This window comes from Sphingobacterium thalpophilum, from assembly GCF_901482695.1.
Classification (GTDB): Bacteria; Bacteroidota; Bacteroidia; order Sphingobacteriales; family Sphingobacteriaceae; genus Sphingobacterium; species Sphingobacterium thalpophilum.
In genome coordinates, this window is the sequence record NZ_LR590484.1 from 3,981,938 (window position 1) to 4,006,794 (window position 24,857).

General features: G+C 42.0%; 20 protein-coding genes. 15 read left to right on the plus strand and 5 right to left on the minus strand.

Annotation, left to right across the window (positions count from 1 at the left end):
• From FGL37_RS16425 to FGL37_RS25775, 8 genes are all read left to right on the plus strand, one after another.
• Complete coding sequence (locus FGL37_RS16425; protein ID WP_028068944.1) at window positions 1-1,389, plus strand: hypothetical protein; 1,389 nt, start codon at window positions 1-3, stop codon at window positions 1,387-1,389.
• Window positions 1,370-2,935, plus strand: coding sequence for an SLC5 family protein (locus FGL37_RS16430; RefSeq protein WP_028068943.1), 1,566 nt, complete (start codon window positions 1,370-1,372; stop codon window positions 2,933-2,935). The genes FGL37_RS16425 and FGL37_RS16430 overlap by 20 nt, the downstream gene beginning before the upstream one ends.
• 69 nt (window positions 2,936-3,004) lie before the next feature.
• The gene (locus FGL37_RS16435; protein ID WP_051606588.1) at window positions 3,005-4,213 is read left to right on the plus strand and encodes a M20 metallopeptidase family protein; all 1,209 of its coding nucleotides are present in this window, start codon (window positions 3,005-3,007) and stop codon (window positions 4,211-4,213) included.
• Window positions 4,206-5,201 carry a Gfo/Idh/MocA family protein gene (locus FGL37_RS16440; RefSeq protein WP_028068942.1) on the plus strand — a complete coding sequence of 332 codons (996 nt, stop codon included), beginning with the start codon at window positions 4,206-4,208 and terminating at the stop codon, window positions 5,199-5,201. Before FGL37_RS16435 ends, FGL37_RS16440 begins: the two co-directional genes overlap by 8 nt.
• A gap of 215 nt (window positions 5,202-5,416) precedes the next feature.
• Entirely contained in the window at window positions 5,417-6,199 is a 783-nt protein-coding gene (gene nadE / locus FGL37_RS16445) for an NAD(+) synthase (RefSeq protein WP_037532467.1), read from the plus strand.
• Between the two features lie 143 nt (window positions 6,200-6,342).
• Window positions 6,343-7,257, plus strand: coding sequence for a cysteine hydrolase family protein (locus tag FGL37_RS16450; protein WP_028068940.1), 915 nt, complete (start codon window positions 6,343-6,345; stop codon window positions 7,255-7,257).
• 283 nt (window positions 7,258-7,540) lie between these two features.
• Complete coding sequence (locus FGL37_RS16455) at window positions 7,541-10,021, plus strand: SEL1-like repeat protein (protein ID WP_028068939.1); 2,481 nt, start codon at window positions 7,541-7,543, stop codon at window positions 10,019-10,021.
• Window positions 10,022-10,030: 9 nt separating this feature from the next.
• A complete protein-coding gene (locus FGL37_RS25775; RefSeq protein ID WP_028068938.1) occupies window positions 10,031-10,261 on the plus strand; it encodes a hypothetical protein in 231 nt (76 codons plus the stop codon).
• Window positions 10,262-10,328: 67 nt separating this feature from the next.
• Here the strand turns inward: FGL37_RS25775 and FGL37_RS16465 are convergent, their stop codons facing one another.
• The 3 genes from FGL37_RS16465 to FGL37_RS16475 all read right to left on the minus strand — a co-directional run bounded on the left by FGL37_RS16465 (window position 10,329) and on the right by FGL37_RS16475 (window position 14,332).
• Window positions 10,329-10,859, minus strand: coding sequence for a YfiT family bacillithiol transferase (locus tag FGL37_RS16465; RefSeq protein ID WP_028068937.1), 531 nt, complete (start codon window positions 10,857-10,859; stop codon window positions 10,329-10,331).
• Between the two features lie 1,000 nt (window positions 10,860-11,859).
• The gene (locus FGL37_RS16470; protein WP_081817802.1) at window positions 11,860-13,167 is read right to left on the minus strand and encodes an NYN domain-containing protein; all 1,308 of its coding nucleotides are present in this window, start codon (window positions 13,165-13,167) and stop codon (window positions 11,860-11,862) included.
• A gap of 385 nt (window positions 13,168-13,552) precedes the next feature.
• Window positions 13,553-14,332 carry a helix-turn-helix domain-containing protein gene (locus FGL37_RS16475; protein WP_028068935.1) on the minus strand — a complete coding sequence of 260 codons (780 nt, stop codon included), beginning with the start codon at window positions 14,330-14,332 and terminating at the stop codon, window positions 13,553-13,555.
• 119 nt (window positions 14,333-14,451) lie between these two features.
• On the opposite strand from FGL37_RS16475, the gene FGL37_RS16480 reads away from it, so the two are divergent.
• On the plus strand, window positions 14,452-15,654 hold the full coding sequence (locus FGL37_RS16480) for a CynX/NimT family MFS transporter (RefSeq protein ID WP_028068934.1): 1,203 nt from the start codon (window positions 14,452-14,454) through the stop codon (window positions 15,652-15,654).
• An 80-nt stretch (window positions 15,655-15,734) separates the two neighbouring features.
• Here FGL37_RS16480 and FGL37_RS16485 read toward each other — a convergent pair whose 3' ends face one another.
• Window positions 15,735-17,594, minus strand: coding sequence for a CocE/NonD family hydrolase (locus FGL37_RS16485; protein WP_037532458.1), 1,860 nt, complete (start codon window positions 17,592-17,594; stop codon window positions 15,735-15,737).
• Window positions 17,595-18,139: 545 nt separating this feature from the next.
• Between FGL37_RS16485 and FGL37_RS16490 the strand changes: the two genes are divergently transcribed.
• The 6 genes from FGL37_RS16490 (at window position 18,140) to FGL37_RS16515 (ending at window position 23,990) form a co-directional block, all read left to right on the plus strand.
• A complete protein-coding gene (locus FGL37_RS16490; protein ID WP_028068932.1) occupies window positions 18,140-19,468 on the plus strand; it encodes an inositol-3-phosphate synthase in 1,329 nt (442 codons plus the stop codon).
• A 260-nt stretch (window positions 19,469-19,728) separates the two neighbouring features.
• Window positions 19,729-20,469: a nucleotidyltransferase family protein gene (locus tag FGL37_RS16495; RefSeq protein ID WP_197734478.1), complete on the plus strand. Its 741-nt coding sequence runs from the start codon at window positions 19,729-19,731 to the stop codon at window positions 20,467-20,469.
• A gap of 13 nt (window positions 20,470-20,482) precedes the next feature.
• The gene (locus FGL37_RS16500) at window positions 20,483-21,367 is read left to right on the plus strand and encodes an ATP-grasp domain-containing protein (RefSeq protein WP_232048719.1); all 885 of its coding nucleotides are present in this window, start codon (window positions 20,483-20,485) and stop codon (window positions 21,365-21,367) included.
• On the plus strand, window positions 21,348-22,301 hold the full coding sequence (locus tag FGL37_RS16505; protein WP_037532456.1) for a CDP-alcohol phosphatidyltransferase family protein: 954 nt from the start codon (window positions 21,348-21,350) through the stop codon (window positions 22,299-22,301). Before FGL37_RS16500 ends, FGL37_RS16505 begins: the two co-directional genes overlap by 20 nt.
• Entirely contained in the window at window positions 22,291-23,280 is a 990-nt protein-coding gene (locus FGL37_RS16510; RefSeq protein ID WP_028068928.1) for a lysylphosphatidylglycerol synthase transmembrane domain-containing protein, read from the plus strand. Before FGL37_RS16505 ends, FGL37_RS16510 begins: the two co-directional genes overlap by 11 nt.
• Before the next feature lie 2 nt (window positions 23,281-23,282).
• A complete protein-coding gene (locus tag FGL37_RS16515; RefSeq protein WP_028068927.1) occupies window positions 23,283-23,990 on the plus strand; it encodes an HAD family hydrolase in 708 nt (235 codons plus the stop codon).
• Here FGL37_RS16515 and FGL37_RS16520 read toward each other — a convergent pair.
• The gene (locus FGL37_RS16520) at window positions 23,987-24,856 is read right to left on the minus strand and encodes a helix-turn-helix domain-containing protein (RefSeq protein ID WP_028068926.1); all 870 of its coding nucleotides are present in this window, start codon (window positions 24,854-24,856) and stop codon (window positions 23,987-23,989) included. The two genes, FGL37_RS16515 and FGL37_RS16520, sit on opposite strands and share 4 nt — an antisense overlap.
• Window position 24,857: the final 1 nt, after the last annotated feature.

The window sequence follows — 24,857 nt, forward strand, 5'->3', positions numbered from 1 at the left end:
ATGGAACAAAAATACTTAAAGGAAACGAAAGGCAGTTTACAGGCTAAATTTGGACTCAGTCAATTGGATATTACACCGCCTTTGGGAATCTATTCGCGAAATTGGGGAGCGGCAACTTTCGATCAGGCCGTCGGTATACATCAGCCTTTACTGATGCATTGCCTCTATATATCTCCTATGTATGGCTCACCTGCGATTCTATTGACCGCAGATTTGGGTTGGTGGAAGAACGCAGACGACGAACGAAAACTGCGTTATGCACTGCTTGATTATTTCAACCTGTCTGAGTCGCAGCTCGTTTTTACCCTTTCTCATACGCATGCAGGTCCAAGCATCTGTTCTGCAGATATACACCAGCCGGGAGGGCAGCTGATTCCTCCTTATCTTGAGTTCTTAAAAAAACAGGCGATCCGATGCATTGAGCTGGCAAAAGATGGCTTGTTCGAGGGTAGTCTGCATTGGCATTACGGAGTTTGTGATTTGGCGAGCAACCGTGACTTGGAAGTGAATGGCCAATTTCTTATTGGTTTTAATCCTTCGCAGACAGCTGATCATACCTTGTTGGTAGGGCAACTGTATGACCGTATGGAAGTACGGAAGGCGGTTATATGTAATTATGCTTGTCATCCAACAAGTTTCGCTCATGAAAATGAGTTGCTTTCCCCAGATTTTATAGGTGAAATGCGATATACAGTAGAAAGAGCGCTACAAGTGCCCTGTTTGTTTTTACAGGGGGCGTCAGGTGATCTGGCACCCAAACGTCAGTACGTTAAAGATGCGACTTTGGTGGAGGCGAACGGTCGACAGTTAGGCTATGCTGTGCTGGCTAGCTTGGCTCAGGAAAGTCATGCGGTTGAAGACTGGGTTTTTGAAAGACCGTTAATTTCGGGAGCCCCGCTCGCCTGCTGGGGGTTTCAAAAGCAGGTACCGGCAACAGCATTTAGACAGGTCATGTTGTCGGTGCGGGTACCTTATAAAAAATTGCCCAGTCTTGAAGCAATTTTTGAAGAATATGAAATATGTTCAGATCGGGTGATAAAGGACCGTCTCTGGCGAAAGTACAATACTCGCAGGGCGATAGGCGATCAGAGCGAAGCTCATATTCCTGTATGGCTCTGGAAGATGGGGGATGCTGTTTTGGTGGCTCAGGCCAATGAAGCTTATTCCTGTTACCAGACAAAAATAAGAGCTGAATTTCCCGACCATACCATTATCTTTATCAACATAGCGAATGGCTATGTAGGCTATCTTGCGCCATCGGATCTGTATGATAAAGATATATACGCCGTATGGCAAAGCCCCTATGACCGGGGGAGCCTTGAGATACTTATAGAAGAAACAAAATTAGGAATTCAAACGTTGCTGACTGATGAAACTGGATTGGATTGACATCATTATTTTTGCGGTATATATAATCGGTATCGTTGTCTTGGGGCTGTATGCGTCGAAAAAAAGTTCTTCTTCCAAACGGGACTATTTTTTGGCAGGCGATAAGTTGCCCTGGTGGATGATCGGTGGTAGTATTATTGCCGCAAATATCAGTAGTCATCATCTTGTCGGCGCTATGGGAGCGGCTTACAGCCGAGGTTTTGTAGCCATTACGTTGGAATGGGGGGCGATATTGATCGGTTTTAATGCCTTGCTCTGGTTATTCTTGCCATTTTACATTCGCAACGGTTTTTATACGATTCCTGAATACTTGCAAAAAAGATACGGGAACGCGACACGTGTCCTTTATGCGATATTGATATTGTTTACCTACGTTTTTGTTGAAATTGGTGCAGTTCTGTATTTGGGAGGCTTGTCTTTACATGCATTATTTGGTATTCCTCTTCTTTACAGTATCTTCGGAATGGCAATTTTAACCGGCATGTATACCGTTTTGGGCGGATTAAAAGCTGTTATCTGGACCGAAATGGTACAGCTTGTGATTTTGGTTCTTGGGGGTATTGTGCTCACTTTTGCTACTATCAATGCCGCAGGGGGATTTCAGTCCGTTGTAGATTCCTCCAAGAACTGGAAAATGTTCTATCCTGCTTCCGATCCCGATTTTCCCTGGACTATGTATTTGGGAGGCCTATTGTGTATCAGCGTGTTTTATTGCGCAACGAATCAGTTTATCGTGCAACGTGTCTTGGCAGCAAAAAATGAATGGCATGGCCGTATGGGAGTGATTTTTGGCGATTATCTCAAATTTTTGGTTCCGCTAATTATAACGGTTCCGGCTTTGGTGGCGCCCAGATTTTTGCCGCACCTAGATCAGCCGGATCTGCTGTTTGCAACATTGGTAGAGACACTATTGCCCAAAGGTTTGGTTGGCTTAGTTATGGCAGGCCTGATCTCGGCAATCATGTCGCATATCTCGGGAGCTATCAATTCTTGTACAACGATACTTACGGTGGATGTGTATAGTCAATATATCAATAAAAACGCCAGCGACCGCGAGGCTGTGCGTTTCGGTAAACGAGCTGGGGTAGCTATCATTGTACTTGGCATTTTGAGCGCTGTCGTACTGATCAGTTTCTCGGACAAGCCGGTTTTTCTATATCTAATGAATCTTTATGGTTTATTTACTCCGGGGATCGCAACGATGTTTTTGATGGGTGTCTTTTGGAAACGGACAACCGCCCAAGGAGCTTTGGTGGCAGGTCTGCTGACCATTCCACTGTCTTTGTTGTTAGAGTATGCTCTTCCAGAAATGCCTTTTTTTAACAGGACAGGTATCGTGTTTTGGACTTGTATGGTCGCCTGTGTACTGGTCAGTTTATCGACGCCGGCAGTTCCCGAAGTGCGCTTGAAAAATTTGGTATTGAGCCGTGAGTCCTTTCAAATGCCGCTGAATGACCGTACATTTCAACGAGGTGTTAAGAACCCTGTCCTCTGGTGGTTAATTATTACAGTGATGGTTCTATATTTTTATATCCGTTATTTTTAACTTAACTTGATGAACCATTCGCGCGAAAGTATCTTGGTATAACTTGTTTTTAACACTAATAATGACCTGATGAACCGTTTGCTGACTAATTTAAGTGCTGAAATTAAACAGCTTTTCCCAAAGATTGTGGAGATCCGCCGTCACCTCCATCGTTACCCTGAACTATCTTTTGAGGAATATAAAACAAGTGCCTATGTTCAAAAACAGCTGGCTATACTTGACATATCTTATGAGGTGGTGGCAGATACTGGTGTCGTCGCCCTGATTGAAGGAGAGCGAACAGGGGCTGACGATATCGTAGTGTTGCGGGCCGATATGGACGCATTGCCTATTCATGAACAGAACGAAGTTGATTATAAATCTGTAAATGAAGGTGTTATGCATGCGTGCGGACACGATTTCCATACGGCAAACCTATTGGGTGTTGCGTCCGTTCTAAAGAAATATATTGCTGAATTTTCGGGAAAAATTGTGTTGTTATTTCAGCCTGCTGAGGAGAAAATTCCGGGGGGCGCGATCCAAATTCTGGAGTCTGGTATCTTGGAATCTTTTGGAGGTAAGATCAAGGCTGTTTTGGGAATCCATGTTAGTCCGCGTGTTCCGTTAGGGAAAATAGGCTTGCGTGAAGGACGCTTTATGGCGTCTAGCGATGAGTTTTATTTGACGATCACGGGGAGTGGGGGCCATGCGGCCGAACCGCACCGTGCCGTGGACCCCATTATGATCGCTGCTCAGCTGCTGACAACCTTACAACAGGTAGTCAGTCGGAAAGCCAATCCGGATACACCTTCGGTATTGACATTTGGCCGTTTTATCGGTGACGGCGCTGCAAATGTTATCCCTCAACAAGTCAGCTTGGCAGGTACATTTCGGACTATGGATGAGACCTGGCGTAAAGAGGCGTTAGAAACCGTTGCAGAAATTTCCCATACATTGCCTACTGCATTAGGAGCAGCTGTGGACGTCGAGGTACGGCATGGTTATCCGGCTTTATATAATGATCCCGAGCTGACCCGGCAGGTCAAGAATGGGATAGAGCAAAGCATGGGAGATGGAGTTGTGCAAGATCTGGACATATGGATGGCAGCAGAAGATTTTGCCTATTACGGATATCGGTATCCAGCCTTATTTATGTTGGTGGGTACAGACAATAACGATAGTGCCACCCAGTACGGACTTCATAATCCGCAGTTCAATCTCGATGAAAAAGCTTTCGAAATAGGCATTGCGGCTTTAGTGAACAGTACGATTTATTTATTGAACCGGCCGAATGGATAGAAAGAATTTTTTACTGTCGATGTTGGTATTGGGATTATCTTTTCCAGCGAACGCTACTCACTCGTCTGCAGACCTAGCCTTGGCGGTGGCGTCAATGCAGGGTAAGAAAAAGATAGGCATCATAGGCTTAGATAGTACGCATTCAATTGCTTTTACAAAAGCAATTAATACCGCTGTTCCGGATAGTCTCTATGCACAGTTCTCAGTTGTTGCTGCCTACCCTTATGGGAGTCTGACAATCCCTCTGAGTGTTGAACGAATACCTAGAATTGCCGCCGAAATCCAGCAATATGGCGTCACAATTGTTTCCAGTATCGCGCAGCTGCTCAAAAAAGTCGATTATGTGTTACTGGAAACAAACGATGGTAACCTTCATTTGCAACAGGCCTTAGAGGTAATTCGGGCAGGAAAGCCGCTCTTCATAGATAAGCCAATTGCCAATTCATACGATGATGCCGTCAGGATATTTGAAGCTGCAGAGAAGTATAATTGTCCTGTTTTTTCCTCAAGTTCTCTCCGTTACATCGTCGGTTTACAAGATATAGACAAAAATCGGGTAGTAGGTGCTGAGCTGTATAGTCCAGCTGTGACCGATCCATCACATAAAGACCTGTACTGGTATGGCATCCATGGTGTGGAAATGTTGTTTGCTTTAATGGGGGCTGGATGCAAAAAGGTGCGCACTATACAGGAACGCGGTGTTTCCATGTACGTTGGGCAGTGGGATGATGGCCGGATAGCGTCGTTACGTGGAATCCGGGAGGGAAAAGATGATTTTGGAGGCACGGTCTTCCTAACAGATCAAATTGTGCATCTAGGACAGTTTATGGGGTACGGTCCCCTGCTTGATCATATTCTTCCGTTTTTCCAAACAGGGATCAGTCCGGTGGATGAGAAAGAAACCTTGGCGATATGTGCCTTTATTGATGCGGCAGAGGAAAGTAAATTAAGTGGAGGCGTACCTATTTTATTGCAGAAGCCGAGGTAGCGCGCTACCTCGGCTGTCCATTGTTTATTTATTCCCAATGATCTCTATCAAAGCGAATCAATAAAAATATCTTCAAGAGGATCTCAATCCTACTAGGGTGCTCAATTAACGGACCGAAATTTGTTGCAGATAAATTACGTAGATGGAATGTTTGTCAGCATAGAAAGTTTTGAGGAGATAAGAAACAGATTAAAACGGAAACAATCAGAGCATATATGGAAAATAACCTAAGGAAATCTTTTTTCATCACCGATGAAAATGTTGAGCAATATGCACGGCAAATGGCAACCTGGATTGCGGAACAGGTGACTGCCGCTGGTCGTCGTGGAGTGGTACTTGGCATGAGCGGCGGCATCGACTGCAGCGTGGTTGCTTGTCTCTGCCTCATGGCGAAAGTGGATATCCATTTGATTATGATGCCTTATGGAAGCGATATGCACAATAGCAAGAGCCATGCACATGCCATGGAACTGATCGATAAGTTTAATTTTCCTTACCATATCTTTGATATCCAGTCGGCTGTTGATGCCCTGGTAATCCGCAATGAGACTTATATTGTAGCTTCGAGTACGCCTCATCGTGTATTGAGTTTAGCTAATATTCGCCCCCGTGTCCGTATGACGTACCTATATGAATTTGCGCAACTGGGTAGCCGCTTTGTCATCGGCACTGGCAATATGGCTGAGGCTACCGTAGGGTATTTCACAAAATGGGGAGATGGTGCCTATGACCTCAATCCATTGGCACTCGTCACCAAACAAGAAGTATATACTTTGGCTAAATTTCTCGGTATTCCGGAATCCATTCAGCAGAAGCGTCCTTCAGCAGGGCTATGGGAAGGTCAGACAGATGAAGATGAACTGGGCATGACTTATGCGCAGATTGATGCTTTTATTTTAACGGGAACATCCGGCGATCTAGCGGTTGATGAACTTATCCGCAAACGCCAGGAACAGTCTGCACATAAGTTTGCGGCTATCCCAGTCTTTAAAGGCTAAATACCTGCCAGGCAAGTAGGTCTGGCAGGTTTTAAGTTTTAGCCGCATGCTTATCGGCATGCATAGGAGATAGCAGCATGGAAAATGACCGGCTGGACAAAAGATGGATAGATATCGTGGAAGTGATACTAATTTATTGACAAATGAAAACAACATATGAACGGATTGTCGATGTAAATGAGATCGCCTCTGAAAAAAGAGGCGATATTCAGGACATATTGGCATTAGCGGAACAAGAAGATCTCCCATCAGCAGCATTGGACAAAAAGCGGAACCTGCTTTTGGCAATTGATGTACAGAACGATTTTATGGAATCGATCGGCAGCCTTCCCGTCACCGGCTCCAAAAGTGATGTGCAGCGCCTCACACGCTGGATGTACAAAAATATGGCTTCTCTGACCCAGATCATGTGTAGCCTTGACTCACATTCACTCCTACAGATTTTCCATGCCGGCTGGTGGATGGACAAAGCGGGTAACCACCCCCAGCCTTTTACGATCATACGCTACGAGGATGTTGTGGAGGGAATCTGGACCGTCACTTATGCGGATAGCTTAGAGCAGTCTAAAAACTACCTTAAAAATTTGGCTGCTGAAGGTAAAAAAGAGCTGTGCATCTGGCCGTACCATTGCTTGGAGGGTAGCTTCGGAGCTCAACTGGAAACCCAGTTTACCAATATGCTTTATTTTCATAGTGCTGTGCGTAAGGCCAAACCGCTGCTCGTCTACAAAGGGCAGGATCCATATACCGAGATGTATGGAATTATTAAAGCAGAATATGACGCTAATGAATTTATTAACCATGCCGTGCTCGATGCCATACAAGCATACGATGCCATTTATATTGCGGGGCAGGCATCAAGCCATTGCGTGCTCGCATCTGCTGCTCAAATATTGGAATATTTTAAAGAAGATAAAGCCATTACATCCCGAATAACCTTGTTGATCGATTGTATGTCGCCGATCTCAGGGTTTGAATCTGTGACGCAACAGGCCTTTGAATCAATGAAAGAAAAATATGGAATACAGATCAAAAATTCGACCGACGTAATTTTATAGTGTTATACCGATTGCTGCGAAAGAAATATAGCTATGCGACATTTATCAAGTAAAACGGTTCTTTAGCGGACGGTACTACAGATCTAAAAGAACTCCGAAAAACAATTTCTTATCCTGCCGGAGATCCGATTTATATCGGAAAAAATGTGCAGCGAATGGTGCAGATGCTTGCATTTCAATAGAAAAATCCCTGTTTTCAGTGAATCTGTTTTTTTTATATTAACCGTATTTTTACCTTGCTGAAATTTCCATAAAACTTGATAGGAATTCGCAATACAACACTATGGCACACCGTATTTATATTTATAATGTAGATTTTAAGACGAACGAAAGATTTTCATCATATCTGGCCGAATGGAAATATGAAATTCCTGCGCTGATGCTTCCTTTGTTTACGTCGAATATTCGGTCTAAAGGAACCCAGCTGTATGCAGATAAGCAAGATGGTATTGCACGTCTTCGGTACTTTTTTGTCCTGTTGGCTGACCAGTATCAGCTTCATTATAAAAAACAGTACTACGAACCGGTAGACAGGATGTTTGCTTTTTTGGAAAATTTACCTTTTGATACCTTTTGTGTCGATGGGAGGGACGTTTTCAATATGAACGAGGAGAAGCATACGCTGCAGGCGCACGCTTGGGCGGAAGAGATAAAGGCGAATGGACTTTTATATGCACAGGCAGTAGAACAACGGTCTTTAGATCCTTTGCTGCCAATATTGCAAAATTCAGGATATGCGAGTTTTCTCGAGATGCTTCAGACGGATTGGATCAATTACGGACTTGGCTTATGGGAAGAAGATGTTCTCGTAGGTAGAGGTCCTGAAGTATTCGAAGAAAATGGAAAACACGGACTAAAAGATGCCAACGGCGAGTTATTGCTTCCTGCCGTATACGAGGAAATATTTGAGTTTAATGAAGCTGGTGTGGCTGTCGTCCAACAGGATCAGCTATTTGGATACATCAATGATCTTGGAGTAGAATTGGTTCCTTGTCAGTATGTAGAAGCTTTTGATGCACGGTATATCAATGGAATAAATTACAGCGAAGTAGAAGTGATGGGCAAATGGGGATTGTTACATGTGGAAGGTAATCGGCTGTGTATACCTGCAGCATATGACGAATTGAGCTGGTTGACATACGGGTATTTGAATGCAATGCGGGGAGAACAGAATTTTCTTTTTTCTGCTAAAGGCACATTGGTGGTTGGTGAGCCTGCGACTTCGCCTTTTAATTATGATTATCATAAGCTTTTTTATTGTCGTCAAAAAGGCAGCATGAAGCGAAAGTACTTCCGTATGGATGGGAAGTATCTAGGTGAATTTCTGGAAGATAGCCTATTGCCTCTATTTAATGGTTATTTCTGGATTAAACCTAATAAATTGCAGAAGAAGATCGCTATTATTAAACCGGACGGGGCTATTCTCGACAATGATATTGACCGTATTGTTACACTGGACGATTATCGTAGTGTGGCTTATCTTAAGGAAAAAGGTTGGTTTGTCTTGTCTCTGAAACACCATGATTATCGACTGCGGGATCTGCAGATTAATAAAGTTTTGATTGATAGTATACAACAATATCGAAAAGACATTTTCATTATTGTCTCGCCGATGGGCCAGGGGATATATGACGCCTATCACGATCATTGGCTTCTCAGCCCTGATCCCAATTATCAGAAGATTGAACATTGTTTTTTGGAGTTTATGCGTATTCAGCAGGCCGATGGCATGTTTTATTATGACACCAAAGTAAATGTGCGTGGTGAGTTGTATGATTATATTTGTGCTCCTTTTTATTACCCTAAAGTGGAGGATAATGAGGCTGCGCTATTGCTGTTATTCAAAGGAACACAATTGTTTTATCTCAACCCAGCACGCCATCCTGTCGAGATTCCCGAAACGGCATTTGGGCGTTTATACGAGGAACGGTACAGTCTTCAAGGACATGACCAAAGTTATTTTATTGCTTTTTATCAGCGATGGACAAAACAAAAAGGTGTTGGATATGAAAGTTATTTCGATAATGAAACGCTCTATGAGCAAGGCCAGCGGTTTTATGATACACAAAATATAAAAGACGCCATTCGGCTGTTGACCATTGGTGCCTCTAGGGGAAGTGCAGACTGTCAGTATGTGTTGGGAAATATTTATACGGATGCCGATTATGAAGAGACTCTGGATATCGCAAGAGGACGGCAGTTTTATGAACAGGCGATGAAACAGGATCACGCAAAAGCATGGACCAATTGGGGCTTCCTCCATGCGACAGGTTTTGGCGTGGAGCTGAATATTGAACAAGCAATAAAAGCCTATTCGAGAGCAGCGGAATTGGGTGAACCTCAAGCCTTGAGCAATCTGGGCAATCTGTATTTCGACGATGAGCATGTCGAACAAGATTATGCACGTGCTCTTTCCTATTTTAAACAGGCAGAGAAGGGCGGAATTGCCAACTATGCACAGATGGCTGAAATTTACTTCCAGCAACAGGATTATTCTAATTTGATACGCTGTCTAAAAAAAGATGAAGCGGGACAGTACGCAGCGATTTACTATGGTATTCTGTATGAAGAAGGATTGGGTGTAAAGCAAAGCATTTCCAAGGCATTAAAGTATTATGAACAGGCAAACAATGATGCAGTGTATGCATATGCAGTAAATCGTCTATTGTACTACTATCAAACGGGCAGCAGCTTCGCTAATAGTGAGAAATATGCTTTTTGGCTGAATTTTGCAGCAGAGAATAATGTAGATGTGGAAAAATAACGGTTCGGTATGCTATCTTCTGCGAATCTGGATTTTACATCTTTGCTGATACATCTTGCTCTGTTGCTCTTCGGGAGCGCTGGAGTATTCTATAGCCTCGTTTTAGGAATAGTTCATATTGTCCAGAAAAAAACGAACAGCCTGGCCTATTATCTACGTATGTTTTTGGTATCTGGGGTGATTGGCCTCACGTTTTGGGGGCTAATTGTGGTGATCTGGTTACTGTCTCTAGACCTGTGATAAAGCACAGAAGTGTTATTGCGATTCGATAGCGATAACACTTCATACATCGCTATGGTAAAAACTATTAACGATTTTTAGCGTTCACGATATGCATCAGATGATGGTTGCAATGCCATGCGTATAGTCCTATGTTGACTTTCAATGAGATCAGTCTCTTGGTTGCCGGATGAACGAAGGTCCTTTCAAGCTGTTCGTTGCTTAAATTGGTCAAAAGCGTTTCCCAACGCTCATGCAAACCTTCAAGCAATTTAACAGAACTATCAATCGAGACATTTTTTGCATCCGCAAGTTCTGCCCAGTGTTGCTCTTCATATAATTTTATCGTAGGATTATCTTCCGTCAGCGCGAGCTTAAAGCGGATAAAGCTATTCATATGGCTGTCAGCACAATGGTGCACCACTTGTTTGATTGTCCAGCCATCCGGTCTATAACGTTTCTCTAAGTCGGTGTCCGTGAGCCCACTGACTTCGGATTTAATGCGCGTTGGAAAATTGGCAATCGTTTTTATCCAATCCTGCAGCAATTGGGTATCGATATAGTCAGGTACGGCAAAACGGCCAATGGGATATCTTAGTTTTTCTAATTCATGTTGCATAGCTAAAATTAGTGAAAAATGATGTAAGGTTCCTCATCTCTATATGTAAATTCTAAAGATCATGCCTTTTAATGATTTTGGGCGCTGTTCTGGACTGCTTGGATGAAAGGAAGAATTATGGTAATTTCGGCTTTTGTCAGTGCTATTCGTTGTACGCTACAGGGCTCAAACGCGATAGCCTATTTTGAACATTTAGGATAAGGATGAAGAGTTTAAACGAATAGATTAATACAGAGGAGTCTGGATGGAACCTCTTCGTCGAATGGATGAAAACTGTAAGTAACACCTATGAGGTGCTACCTCGAAACCCAAAGTGCGCTGACGAAGAACTGCTAAAAGCACAGATTAACGAACAAGTTCGTGACTTTGTAAAGTAAATAGAAAAGTTGTTCCGATTGACGAAAGTTATCATTTTACAATGGAAGTTGCAGGTAGCCGATAGTGAAACAAATGGCTACCTCATCATCTCCGAGGTAATTATCTGTTTATTTTAGTAATATAACATGTTTTGAAAATGTTTGACGTTTTGATTCCAGAAACTTCTGAAGCGAAGTCGCTGTCCTATAGGATTTTTTTTGTGTGCCATTGAAAATCACTATGGAATCAATTTGATTGACCAATAAATCGTGAATAGATTGGGAATCCCATTTTCCAATAGTGTAATGTTGCCTAAATTCAGGGCTGCTTCTTAACGATATGTCGATCGGATTTTCTGGAGAGGAGATCCCCACATGTGTGACATCTGTTGATTTTAAATAAACCAAGATGCGCCTATCTTCTTTTTGTGGCCGGATTTGCACCGTACGTATTGGATCACAGCCGCACAATAAGACAGCGAGTACTACAGATGCTGAAATACAACATTTAAACATATTCATCACTTACAGTCGTCTTAAATCCAAATATAATGAGAAAATGTTCAGTTAATACTCGTTGTTTTCAGTGAATTTTATTTTATGCGCTGATCACGTCTATGCTATCAGCGCATGTAATTTTTTTCTTAAATAGTGGAGTTCCGGAAGCTAAAGCTATGGTCATTGAGCTTGGTGATTTCTAGTTGAATTCCTTCGGCCAAACCCAGCTGTGTCGCGGCTTCCTTTCCTAATTTAAGTACATGGAATCCTCGGCCACGGTAATTGAAGTTACATTCGTATTCCTTCGTGTCAATCGCGATTCTCAATTTTTGTGATTTGGTGGGAAATAAAGGCTTAAAGTCTTTCGTAATTCGGATCTGAGACTTCTTAACATCGTCTGCTGTGATTTTATTTCCCTTAGCAGGGAAAAGCATGCGATATGGGGCATCGGACGCGGTGACAGCCTGTTCTTGTGGAGCTTCTACTGGCTGCTGCTCCACCGTTACTTCAGGTATTGTATTTTCCGAAACTATGCCTTGACGTTTTTTTTCCTGACGGCCTTTTTTGCGTGCATTTTGACCTGAGGGTTTGACTTCTCCTTTTGCTATACTAGAAACAGGAGCTGTTTGCATAGGTTCTTTTCGTTCCTCTGCCGCTACTGAAGTCTGCGTTGCAGCTAATGGGCGCTTGATGATATTACGGATATAGTAATGCTTGATTCTGGACTTGTCCGTATTTCGTTCTTCTATTTCAAAGTCTTCTTTATAGGCTTTAAAAAGATGAGACATCTTGTCGTAGCCATAATTCCGGGCATCAAAATCCGGCTTCCTTTTGTTAAAAAGGCTACCAATTTCACCCAGAAATGCCCATCCGTTTTCATCCGCCGTATCGTCAACAGTGTCTTTTAGCAATTCGAGTGTTTCTTCATCGAGCACAGCTATACTGGCAGGGTGATCTATCGGCTTGGGTGGGTTCTGCTGCTTTTTCTTTGCATTGGATTCTTTTTTTGGATTCTTTTCGAAAATCTCAACATAAATGAATTTGTCGCAGGAGGCGATAAACGGTTTTGGCGTTTTTTTCTCGCCGATACCGATGACCAATTTGCCGGACTCCCTGAGACGGGTTGCTAAACGCGTAAAGTCACTGTCGCTGGAAACAATGCAGAAGCCATCAACTCGGTCAGAGTGTAGAATATCCATAGCATCGATAATTAAAGCAGCATCTGTAGAATTTTTACCCTGCGTATAACTATACTGTTGTATAGGCGTAATGGCGTGGGTAAGGAGCTTATCTTTCCATTTCTCGACATAGGGATTCGTCCAGTCTCCATAGATTCGCTTAATGGTCGGTATTCCATACCTCTTCACTTCATTCAAAATCTCTTCTATCTTCCGATAAGACATATTGTCTGCATCGATTAATATTGCAATTTGTAAGTCCCCATGTTCTGCCATATACTTAATTATTTTTTCAATGTATTTTACTGTTTAGTCTCCAAATAAGTAGCTTATTCGAACTTATGGCTAAAATACGTTATTGTTGAGGATAATAATGAATTTTCGGTCATTTTATTTACTCAAACTAAAAATGGCATTCCTGTTATTATGAGTAAAACTGAAAAAATCCGACCCTCATGTGGAACAACATCGGTGAATTTTGATTGCATAAGCATAAAAAAGGTTTTCAAACGGGGAGAATGAAAACCTTAAATAACCAATTATAAACCTAAATTATGATAGAACAAAGATAGTGTGTATTTTACACTTTTGCAACTATTTAATATTTTTTTTTGAGATAATTCCATCTATGTAAATTTATGACTACAATGAACTGGTCCGTCTAATTTTCGACAAATGCCGAGGGGCGATAACCCATCACAGCGTAGAAGCTATTTGTGAAAGCCTGCAAGCTCTGGTAACCCACCTTATAGGCGATTTGTGATATAGTCAGATCTTTCGTACTTAAAAGTTCAAGACTTTTAACAATCCGCAGTAATTGCTGATATTTTGCCAAGGTCATGCCGGTCTCCTTTTTAAACAGCCTCTCAATGGTGCGAAGTGATAAATGAGATAACAATGCAATTTCATCCATTTTGATTGACTGCATATAGTGATCATGTAAGTGGTTTAAGACAGGCTGTAGTCTGTTTTCTTTGGGGAGTGTGATGCCCAAATGTACCACTTTAGCTCCAAAATAGGGGAGTTCGTTCAATAGGGCACGCAGAAAAACATTTTCGTGCTCGTTCTCCTCTGTGAGTTTCGACCATTTTTCAGCATACAGAATCATCTCTTTTAATACCCTCGGCGCAGCGAAGATCTGAACGTTTTTGAAAAAAATATCTTCTGCTTCCATGTCGAAAAAAAGAATCATCAGCTTGATGCGCTCCGACTGCGTGTCGGTTTTATGTAATGCGTTCGCGGGTACCCAAGCCACGTGATTCTGTGGTAATAGATACATTTTTCCTTCTACAGTTAAGTATTGAAAGCCCTGCTCTACGTAGATAAGTTGGGCTTTGCGATGTGTATGCGGCTGGTCATCGTGAATCCAGTTTTCCTCAAACCAGACAAAACTGGATTTTTTTATGCCTTCTATAATTGCTATATGTTCGGAACAGCTCATGTCGTTTTGCGTTAAATTAATGACAAATTTAATTAAATACCTCGGTATATCTTTGCAAGAAATGATAATGCATCTATTTACATTCTTCAGATGGCTCTGAGCCGTAAAACTTAATGACAATGAAAGAAAATCAAAAAACAGCTGTTGTGGCCTGGAGCTGGTTGCCGGTGCTCGTCGTTATCTTGGTTTCCACCAATCTGCGTTCGCCTATTACTGCCGTGGGGCCAGTTCTCGAAGAGATCAGTTTGGACCTTCATCTAAGTGCTTTTCAAAGCAGTTTATTGACGGCTATCCCGCTTTTTATGTTCGCCAGCTGTTCTGTTTACGTGAGCAGATATTCACATGCACAAGGTATGCATCATTTTCTGCTGACGGGCCTTATCGTTCTTGGCGCAGGTCTGTTCATCCGCGTTACGGGAAGCTTATTCGGCTTATTTGCCGGCTCAGTAATGATCGGGTTAGGAATTTGCGTTGGGAATGTAGTGGCACCTGGATATATCAAGAGGAGTTTTCCAGATCATATTGGATTGATGACTGGGCTGTTCGCAGTAGCGATGAACTTGACTGCTGCATTCGCTTCTGGTTTCAGCGTACGCCTCGGCGAATGGACAGCTTTAGGTTGGCAGGGATCGCTGGGTATTTGGGGGGGTCTGGTATTATTGTCCATTATTGCCATTTTATTTGATTGGCGACACACACGGCAGGCTATCAAAGTTTCATCCCAAAAGACACAAAAAGGTATCGGACATATTTTTAGATCAAGGCTCGCTTGGTATATTAGTCTTTTTATGGGGATCCAATCACTGGTGTATTACAGCTTAATTTCATGGCTTCCTCAGGTCCTTATCGACTACGGAATGGCGTCAAAAGATACAGGTTGGCTGCTGTTTTTAATTCAGATTGCGATGATTCCTAGTATGTTTGTCGGCCCTGTCATGGCCTACCGTATGAGAAAACAGCGCTTATTGGCTGCAGTTGTCGCTATCGGAATGCTCGGAAGTATACTGTTATTCTGTTTCTATAAACTTGAAGGAATTTATTTTGCGGCTATACTTTTAGGGTTTTCCAACGGTTTATCATTTAGTTTATCTATTCTATTTTTTACATTACGGGCCAAAACTGCGGGCAATGCAATCAAAATTTCAGGCATGGCACAGTCCATAGGTTATTTAATTGCTGCTTTCGGGCCACCGATTTTCGGAAAATTACATGAAGTGGATCCATCCTGGAGATACTCATTTTTTTTCCTCGCAGCTGGTACTGTTGTGCTTTTGTTTGCTGGTTTAAAAGCAGGTGATAACAAATATGTGGAAGAGCATTAATGTTCGAATCATCAAGCTCATTATTAGAAAGAATAATGAGCTTGATCTATTGTTGAAAGCGATCCGAAGGTATAGACCCATTAATTTTTTAGGATATCGAACTCAATATAAGTTGGATTGTTGACATCATGAAAGATCCGTTGTGTAGCTTTACGAAAATCAGCTTTGGTAGCTGTATAAGGCTCCATAAAAACTTGCGGGTTTCGTTCAGCTAATGGAAACCAGGAATTTTGTACCTGAATCATAATGCGATGCCCTTTTTTAAATGTGTGAGCGATATCAGGCATCACAAAGTTCACTTTTTCGACCATTCCCGGTGTCAGGGCTTCTGTTTTTTCGAAACCATTCCTATATTTTCCGGCCATGATCTCTCCGCGAACCAGCATCTGATAGCCAGCCATGGTTTTTCCTTGATAACTTGGCGCGTCAATAGGATATACGTCGATTAATTTAACCACATAGTCAGCATCGGTACCTGTTGAAGATACCCTCAGGAAATTCCGAATAGGTCCTACTATAGTAATATCTTCCGCTAGCGGTTCCGTTTGATAAACCATGACATCAGGCCTGCTAGCGGCAAAGCGTTGGTCATCGACCATATACTCCCGTGTGCGGTTCTCGATAAGTCCACCTTGATGCGGTACTGGCTTGTTGGGATCGGTCACATATTCGTCCCACGAATCCGTACGCTGCACCTTTTCATAACCCAATTTGCCCTGCGGCTGAAAGTAAAGCTTTTTGGTCTCTATATTTTTTGGGGGCCATTGCTCAAATTGTTTCCACTCATTGCTTCCCGAAACAAAGATGTTTGCTTCAGCAGCATCAAAGTCGCCTTCCCCTTTTAGGTGGTATCTGAAGAAAGGTTGCTCAAATTTCTCCTGATAGGTGATGCTTGTTTTTTTTTCAAAGTGGATGTCGCCCAGATAATCACCTTCGGCACGTACCCAGCCCCCGTGATACCAGGGACCCGCGACTAAAATCGAGTTGTTGGCTTTACTTTTTTCTTCTATGGACTGGTAGGTCTTAAAGGTTCCGTAGGCATCTTCGGCATCGAAAAAACCGCCGACTACCATGACCGCTGGTTTGACATCGCCAATATAATTGGTTATTACACGGGATTTCCAGAATTCATCATAATGAGGATGATTAAAAAGGTTGTTCCAGAAGCGTACGGAGTCTCCGAAATATTTTTCTTTGAGCTCTCTGGCCGTCCCCGCCTGGAGAAAAAAGTTATATTTGTCCGCTTCTTTAATCTGAATGTTGTTCTTAAACTGGTCAGGTGTAATGGGCTTGGGTCGAGGTACGCCAAATGTAGACATAAACGTGAAGGCATCTTGTAAAAATAGTACCCCGTTGTGATGAAAGTCGTCGCCAATATACCAGTCGGTCACAGGAGCTTGTGGCGAAACTGCTTTAAGGCTAGGATGCGTTTTGACTAAACCCACAGTAGAATAAAAGCCGGGATAGGAAATGCCGTAAAGCCCAGCTTTTCCATTGTAGTTTTTCAAGTTTTTCTGTAGCCATTCGAGTACGTCATAGGTGTCTGTACTTTCATCAATTGCTTTTTTGTCTTTACTCAAACTCGTCGGTCGGACGTCCTCAAAATCTCCTTCACTCATCCATTTGCCGCGCACGTCCTGATAAACAAAAATATAACCGTCACGCATCATGGAAGGGAAGTTTCCCAAGCTTTTCTTGTATGCGTTTTGTCCATAAGGCCCTACAGTGTAAGGTGTCCGGTTTAATAGAACCGGATATTTTTTTGATTTGTCTTTTGGACTGTAAATGGCCGTGAATAATTTCTTGCCATCTCTCATCGGGATTTCTATTTCAGTCTTTTCGTAATAATCCCTCACATAGGCCGAATCCGCAGCGGACTGTGCGGATAGCCGCGTGCTACCTAAAATTGCCAAGGTTACTATAGAAATGGTCGCTTTCATTGTTTAATGGTATTTGTTCATATTCGTTTACAGGGGCAACGCCATTATTTTCTTTGATAACCTGATTGTATTTAAATCAAAACAGGTTCACATCCATAGATAATCGTTTTGCCTCGGTGTAGATTTCAGTCTAAAGGTAGCGCTCCGGCAAACATTTTCCAATTTTATTGTCATATTTATGTGGTATGTAAAAAGAAAAATCGACCAATTTTTTGGAAAGAACAACTTTTTTTGAATTGTATTTGGATTAATTTTTTAATGTTAATATATTGAATAAAATTAGTTATGATAATATTTATTTTTGCTTCATGGAGCTGAAAGCATTATATCTCAGTCAAATGGAACGTGAAAGTATATGCTGATGCGGCAGATAGCTTGGACTATTCAGCATATTTGGCATTTTTGAACGTAAGCAGAAACTGTGTTTGTCACGAATTTATAAATTCCGTGGTGAAGAATATGAAATATGTTTTTTTAAGCTAATTTTAAGAATTATTTTATCATAAAACATCAATTAAATAACAAATTAAGTATATAGAATTAATATGGGACAACAAGTGAAAGATGCCAAGGGTAAATTGGGCATTCTTATTCCGGGATTAGGGGCGGTGGCTACAACTTTAATCGCTGGGGTGGCATCGATAAACAAAGGTTTTTCAAAGCCAATTGGATCCGTTTCGCAATTGAGCAGAATCCGTCTGGGCAAACGCACTGAGAACAGAAATCCATTGATTAAGGATTTTGTCCCTTTAGCAAAGTTGGAAGACATCGTATTCGGTGGATGGGACGTGTACGAAGATAATGTATACGAAGCTGCATCGAAGGCACAGGTATTGGAACAGAGTCAATTGGATGCCGTAAAAGCTGAATTGGAAGCTATTCAACCAATGAAAGCCGTATTTGATCGTAATTTTGTGAAAAATCTCGATGGGACACACGTGAAATCCGAGAAAACTCGTCGTGAGCTGGCCGAAGCGGTACAGCGTGATATTCGCGAGTTTAAAGAAAAAAATGGCTTGGATCGCGTTGTCTTGGTCTGGTGTGGTTCTACAGAGCGCTATATCGAAACAAATGATGCGTTTTCTACTTTGGCGAAGCTGGAGGCGGCGATCGATAATGACGATCAACGCATACCTCCTAGCATGATCTATTGTTATGCGGCCTTGAAGGAAGGTGCTCCTTATGTAAATGGTGCGCCGAACTTAACCTGCGATGTGCCTGCTATTGTTGAATTGGCACAAGAGACTGGTGTAGCGATTGCTGGGAAGGATTTTAAAACCGGTCAGACTTTGATGAAGACCATCGTGGCACCAGGTCTTCAGGCCAGAGCGCTTGGCGTTGAGGGGTGGTTCTCCACGAATATTTTGGGTAACCGTGATGGATTGGTATTGGACGATCCAGAAAATTTCAAAACAAAAGAAGTTTCAAAATTATCCGTTTTGGAAGAAATTCTCGATGCGAAAAAGAATCCAGAATTATACGGGGACCTTTACCACAAAGTGCGCATAAATTATTATCCTCCGCACGGTGATAATAAAGAATCGTGGGATAATATCGATATTTTCGGCTGGTTGGGATACAAAATGCAAATCAAGATCAACTTCTTGTGCCGTGACTCTATTTTAGCCGCTCCCGTCGCTTTGGATTTGGCTTTATTCATTGACCTAGCGCAACGTGCTGGTATGTCTGGTATCCAAGAATGGCTGTCATTTTATTTAAAATCACCTCAGACAGCGCCTGGGTTACCTCCTGAACACGACATCTTTAAACAGTTGATGAAGTTACAAAATACCTTACGCCACATTATGGGCGAAGATTTGATTACGCACCTGGGGTTGGATTATTACCAAGAGTTGGTAGATAGTATCCAATAAAGTGCATTTAGTATAAAGGGGAATAATTGCTGGATGTGATTTTTCCCCTTTTTCTTCAGATAATTGATTTTTGAGTTTGCATCTCGCATTCGGCTTTTTAAACGGTCAATTGCTATCAGTAGGTAAAATTTACTTACTCGAACGGTAGAACTCAAAATGATTTCTGGTCGTTACCTGATTGTGGCCGCCAGGAATTAAGATTCCCTCTGTAGACCTTGGTACGAATGTACTGGGGCCGTAACAAAGGGTTTATTTTTGTAATGAATGATTTTATTTTGCAATTAGAAGGAATGGAATTTGCTATCATTGCAGCGGGAGAAGGATCTCGATTGCGAAAGGAGGGCTTTAATTTGCCAAAACCCATGCTGCCTTTACATGGGGTTCCATTGATTGAACGATTGATTCGTCTGTTTGCGCAGGAAGGAGCGAAGAAGGTTCATGTGATCATAAATAAGCAATCGCCAGAATTAAAACTATTTTTACAAAATACGGCATTTGAACTCCCCATTCTGCTTATCGAAGAAGATACGCCTAGTTCATTGCACAGTTTTGCTTTATTGGTGAAGAACAATCCGGACTGGGAGTCCTGCTGTCTGACAACGACAGATACCGTTTTTAAACCTCATGAATTTCATGAATATTTAACGGCTTTTAGGAGCAAAGCTGACGTAGACGCTTTTATGGCGGTAACCCCATTTGTGGACGATGAGAGTCCGCTTTATGTAAATACGGATCAAGATTTAAAGGTGGAGGCCTTTGTCGATCAGTCCACACCCGCGTCTAGTTTTGTTTCAGGTGGTATCTATTGTTTTCGTAAAGCCGCAATGAACTGTGCCTTAGAATCGGTCGAAACAGGCAATTCCAGAATGCGTAATTTTCAGCGAGCATTGTTGAAAAAAGATTTGCGTGTCGAAGCGTTTGTCTTTGAAAAAGTGGTAGATATTGATCACCTAAAAGATCGTATTGTTGCCGAACAATTTTTAAGTGAGGAAGTTAGTTAGTACAATGAGCGCAATGATTTCTATTTTAGGTGTAACCCGTAAAAGCCGATTCTCGCCCAATCACGTCGGAAACGATGCAGCAATATTCAATGAGGTTATTTTGAAGTTGACTGAAAAAGGAGCATCAGTTGAAATTTGTAACGAGGATGAGTTTTTGGCTGCCACAACCGTAAAGCAGGAAAATATCCTGACGATGGGCAGGACCAAAACATTAGTGAAAAAATTACAGATACTTCAGAGTAGTGGTGCTCACGTGCTGAATTCGGGATTTGGAATTGAAAACTGTTTTCGAAAGAATATGACGCTTAAGCTGTTGGAAGGAGGAATTCCCTATCCGAAGAGCATCGTGATCTCTACCGTGGCGGATATACAGTCAATTTTTGAAAAACTCAAAGGAAAAGGGGTCTGGATCAAACGTGGTGACTTCCATGCGATCCATAAAGAGGACGTGACATTTGCGGGCAGTTTGAGAGAGGCCCAGCATATTTTGAATGAATACGCTCTCCGAGGAATCAAAGAAGCTGTCATTTCTGAGCACCTGAGCGGTGATTTACTGAAGTTCTATGCCGTAAGGGATACCGACTTCTTTTTTTATTTTTATCCCTATGAACATAATCACCACAAGTATGATCTCTATCAACAGATCAATGACGAGGTGGTCCATTTCCCATTTGACTTAGTCAAACTGAAACAGGCTGCTAATTCGGCAGCAGAGCTATTGGATGTCCACATCTATGGCGGCGACGTTATTATCGATTCAAATGGTGACTTCCATATTATTGATTTAAATGACTGGCCCAGTTTTGCGCCCTGCCGTACAGAAGCGGCTGAAGCCATTGCTCAAATGGTTTACCATAAATTTACTGAAAAGAATCACAATGCAGAGAGAACAAGTTAAGGTAATAGACGAAGAAAATTTAAGTGCATTCGAACAATCTTTAAAATCCAACGATACAGAAGAGAAAATAGATATCTGGTTTTATAGACCCATCGGATTTCGCATAGCACAGCTGTGTGCAAAAATCGGAATAACACCTAATGCGGTAACTATAATAAGCATCTTTTTTGGCGTTGCCGCTGGTATCTTATTTTATTATAACGATTTATGGATCAATGTGATCGGTATGTTGCTATTGGTCTTTGCTAATTCTTTGGACAGTGCAGATGGACAGTTGGCCCGGATGACGGACAACAAAAGTCGTTTCGGCCGAATTTTGGATGGTTTCGCCGGCGATTTTTGGTTTGCCTCCATCCATATTGCTATTTGTCTGCGTAGTATAAATGAAGGCTGGTCGCAATGGCTCTGGGTGTTTTGTGTCCTGGCAGGCGTCTCTCATATGATTCAGTCTGCTATGGCTGATTACTATCGCAATGTGCACTTATTTTTTATCAAAGGTAAGGCCGGTAGTGAACTGGATAATACACGGGATCTGAAAGCTGATTACGATGCGCTCTCGTGGCGTAAAAACTTTTTTAGCAAGTTTGTGCTGAACGGTTATATGGGATACACCAGAAATCAGGAAAAGTTATCTCCTAAGCTACAGAAATTGCTACATATTGTTAAATCAAGATATAAAGAAAATTTACCCACGCAGTTAATGGTCGACTTTAGGATGAAAAATAAACCATTAATGAAGTACACAAATATTGTACAGTTCAACACACGGGTTATCTTTTTGTTCGTTTGGCTGTTTATCGGTCAGCCGTGGATTTATTTTTTCTTCGACATGTTTGTGTTAAACCCTATATTAATTTACATGTGCAACAGGCAGGAAAAAGTAAGCGGCTATTTTGTCGATAAATTAACAAATGATCCATCGTATGGGCAGTAAAGTTTATAAAGTGCTCTTCATGCTGATCGGTATAGGTACCTTGGCCTATATGATACATGCCATGGGCATACAGGAGATCTGGACCAATCTTGAAAAAATTGGTTGGTGGTTTTTGCCGGTATTGGGCAGTTGGGCTATCCTCTATTGGATGAATGCACTGGCCTTTAAAGCCATTATCCAAGAGCCTTTGCTTCGTCAGACAGATGTACCATTTTGGAAAGTGCTGCAGTTGACCGTATCGGGCTACGCCATCAACTATATTACGCCATTTGTCGCGTTGGGAGGGGAGCCTTATCGGATTATGGAACTGAAAAATTATGTTGGCGGTTCCAAAGCGGGTTCCTCGGTGCTGCTATATGGTGTCATGCATATTCTTTCGCATATTTTGTTTTGGGTCGCCTCAGTCTTTCTCATTTTGTGGTTCGTACCGGCGAGCACGTTGGTCAATCTGGCTTGTGCGGTTATCGTCATCATGGCCATTGTCTGTACCTGGTTATTTACCAGGTTCTATAAAAAAGGGATTACGGTTTCCCTTTTGACTACGCTATCGCGTTTACCTGTGGTGGGAAAAAAAATTAATACAGTTCTTCAGGCAAAATTTGAAACCTTGAATGATGTTGATCAACAGGTTAGGAATTTATTTCAAAACCGGCGAGATCGCTTTTATGTTGCTCTTTTTTGGGAATTTTTTGCTAGGGTGGTGGGGTGTTTCGAAATTTATTTTATCGGCCTTGCCCTAGCTATCGATATCGATTTTGTTGACGCCATGATTATCAGCTCTGGGTCTTCGCTATTTGCTAATCTGGTATTTTTCTTCCCCATGCAGCTCGGAACTCGAGAAGGTGGACTGGCAATGGCTGTCATGAGTATTGGCTTGCCGGCCTCGGTTGGAATTTTTATGGGGATTGTCACCAGAATCCGGGAGATCGTATGGATTATGATTGGGCTGGGCTGGATGAGTATAGTAAAAAAGAAATAACAATGGAAAAATTTATAATTAAAGGTATTATTTTCGATTACGGTGGAACATTGGATACCAATGGCGGCCATTGGGGAGCGGTCCTATGGTCTGGATATGAAAAATACCAAGTACCTGTGAACCTAAGTGCTTTTCAAGAGGCATATGCATATGCTGAACGGCAGATGGCCATACATCCTATTATCAAGCCGGAATTTAATTTTTTGCAGGTACTTGAGGCTAAACTAAAGGTTCAGTTTGAATATTTAATTGCTGCGGGTTACGAACTCGATATCGAGCTGGCCTACGAAATTGCATTTGACGGATACAGTTTGGCGAAAAATACTGTTGAACAAGTCAAAACCCTGTTAGCAACGCTAGCAGATAAATATCCCATGGTGATGGTCTCCAATTTTTATGGTAATTTGAGAACAGTATTGGCTGATTTCGGAATTTTATCCTATTTCAAATCTGTCGTAGAATCTGCTGTGGTGGGTGTACGTAAACCTGATTCCGCGATATACGCGCTGGGAGTCGGAGAGATAGGATTACCCGCTGGAGATATTTTGGTAGTCGGAGATTCCTATAATAAAGATATGGCTCCGGCGAAAGCTGTTGGCTGCCAGACACTGTGGTTAAAAGGTCAGACCTGGGGCGAGGATAAACTGCAGGATACGGAGGCTGCCGACAGGCAGTTTACTTCAATTTTTGATTTAATGGACTTTGTTTAACCAACTCTCTTCACGAATTCTTTAGGTGTGATGCCTACATTTCGTTTAAAGAATTTGCCGAAGAAGGACTGATCGGAAAAATGCAACTTTTGGGCAATTTCTCCAATCGGCATACCTTGGTTAAGTAAGTGTTTGGCTTCTTCGACCAAAAGCTGATGGATCAGCTCAATGGCAGATTTGCCCGTTAATTCTTTTGTAATTACCGATAAATGCTTTGGGGTAATGCCTAATGCGGAAGCATAGTAGCTTACGCGATGTTCCGCCTTAAACGATTTTTTTAACAAAAGGTAGAAGCTGGCCAAAACATCTCTCTTTCGGGACGGTATGGCAGGGGGGATGTTTGTTGTTTGATTGGCTAACCGAGCTATTTCGCAAAATAATACCTGAGAAAGGGATTTAATAATCTGATCCTTAAACAGAAAATTACGCTCCTGTAGGTCATAGTGCATAAGCTGCCGGAATAAATGACATAAACTGCCGGCGTCCTGTGCAGACAATTTCAAGATATGATTCCTGTTCATGGCCAGCGAACTTTTGGTGACGTCAAAAAAATCCGGTTGAAAATCCAGTTTGAAAACAAAATCCGTAGTGAAGAAAATTAGATAAACCTCGCAGTCCCAAGATTTGGCTACCGATGAAGCATTCACATTAGATGTAGGTGTTGTCAGCAACAGATGATTTTGTCCTACTTGTATACGTTCGTCATTGATGATAAAGGATGTTTCACCCTTTTTGATCAGACAAAAAGAATATAGGTTTTTATTTCTCAGTTCACATTGCTGCTGAGGATCCAATATAGGTTTGGATTTGTTTCCTTTGATATGAAACACAAAAAAATCTTTATCGCTGGCTGCTTTAGAAAACATG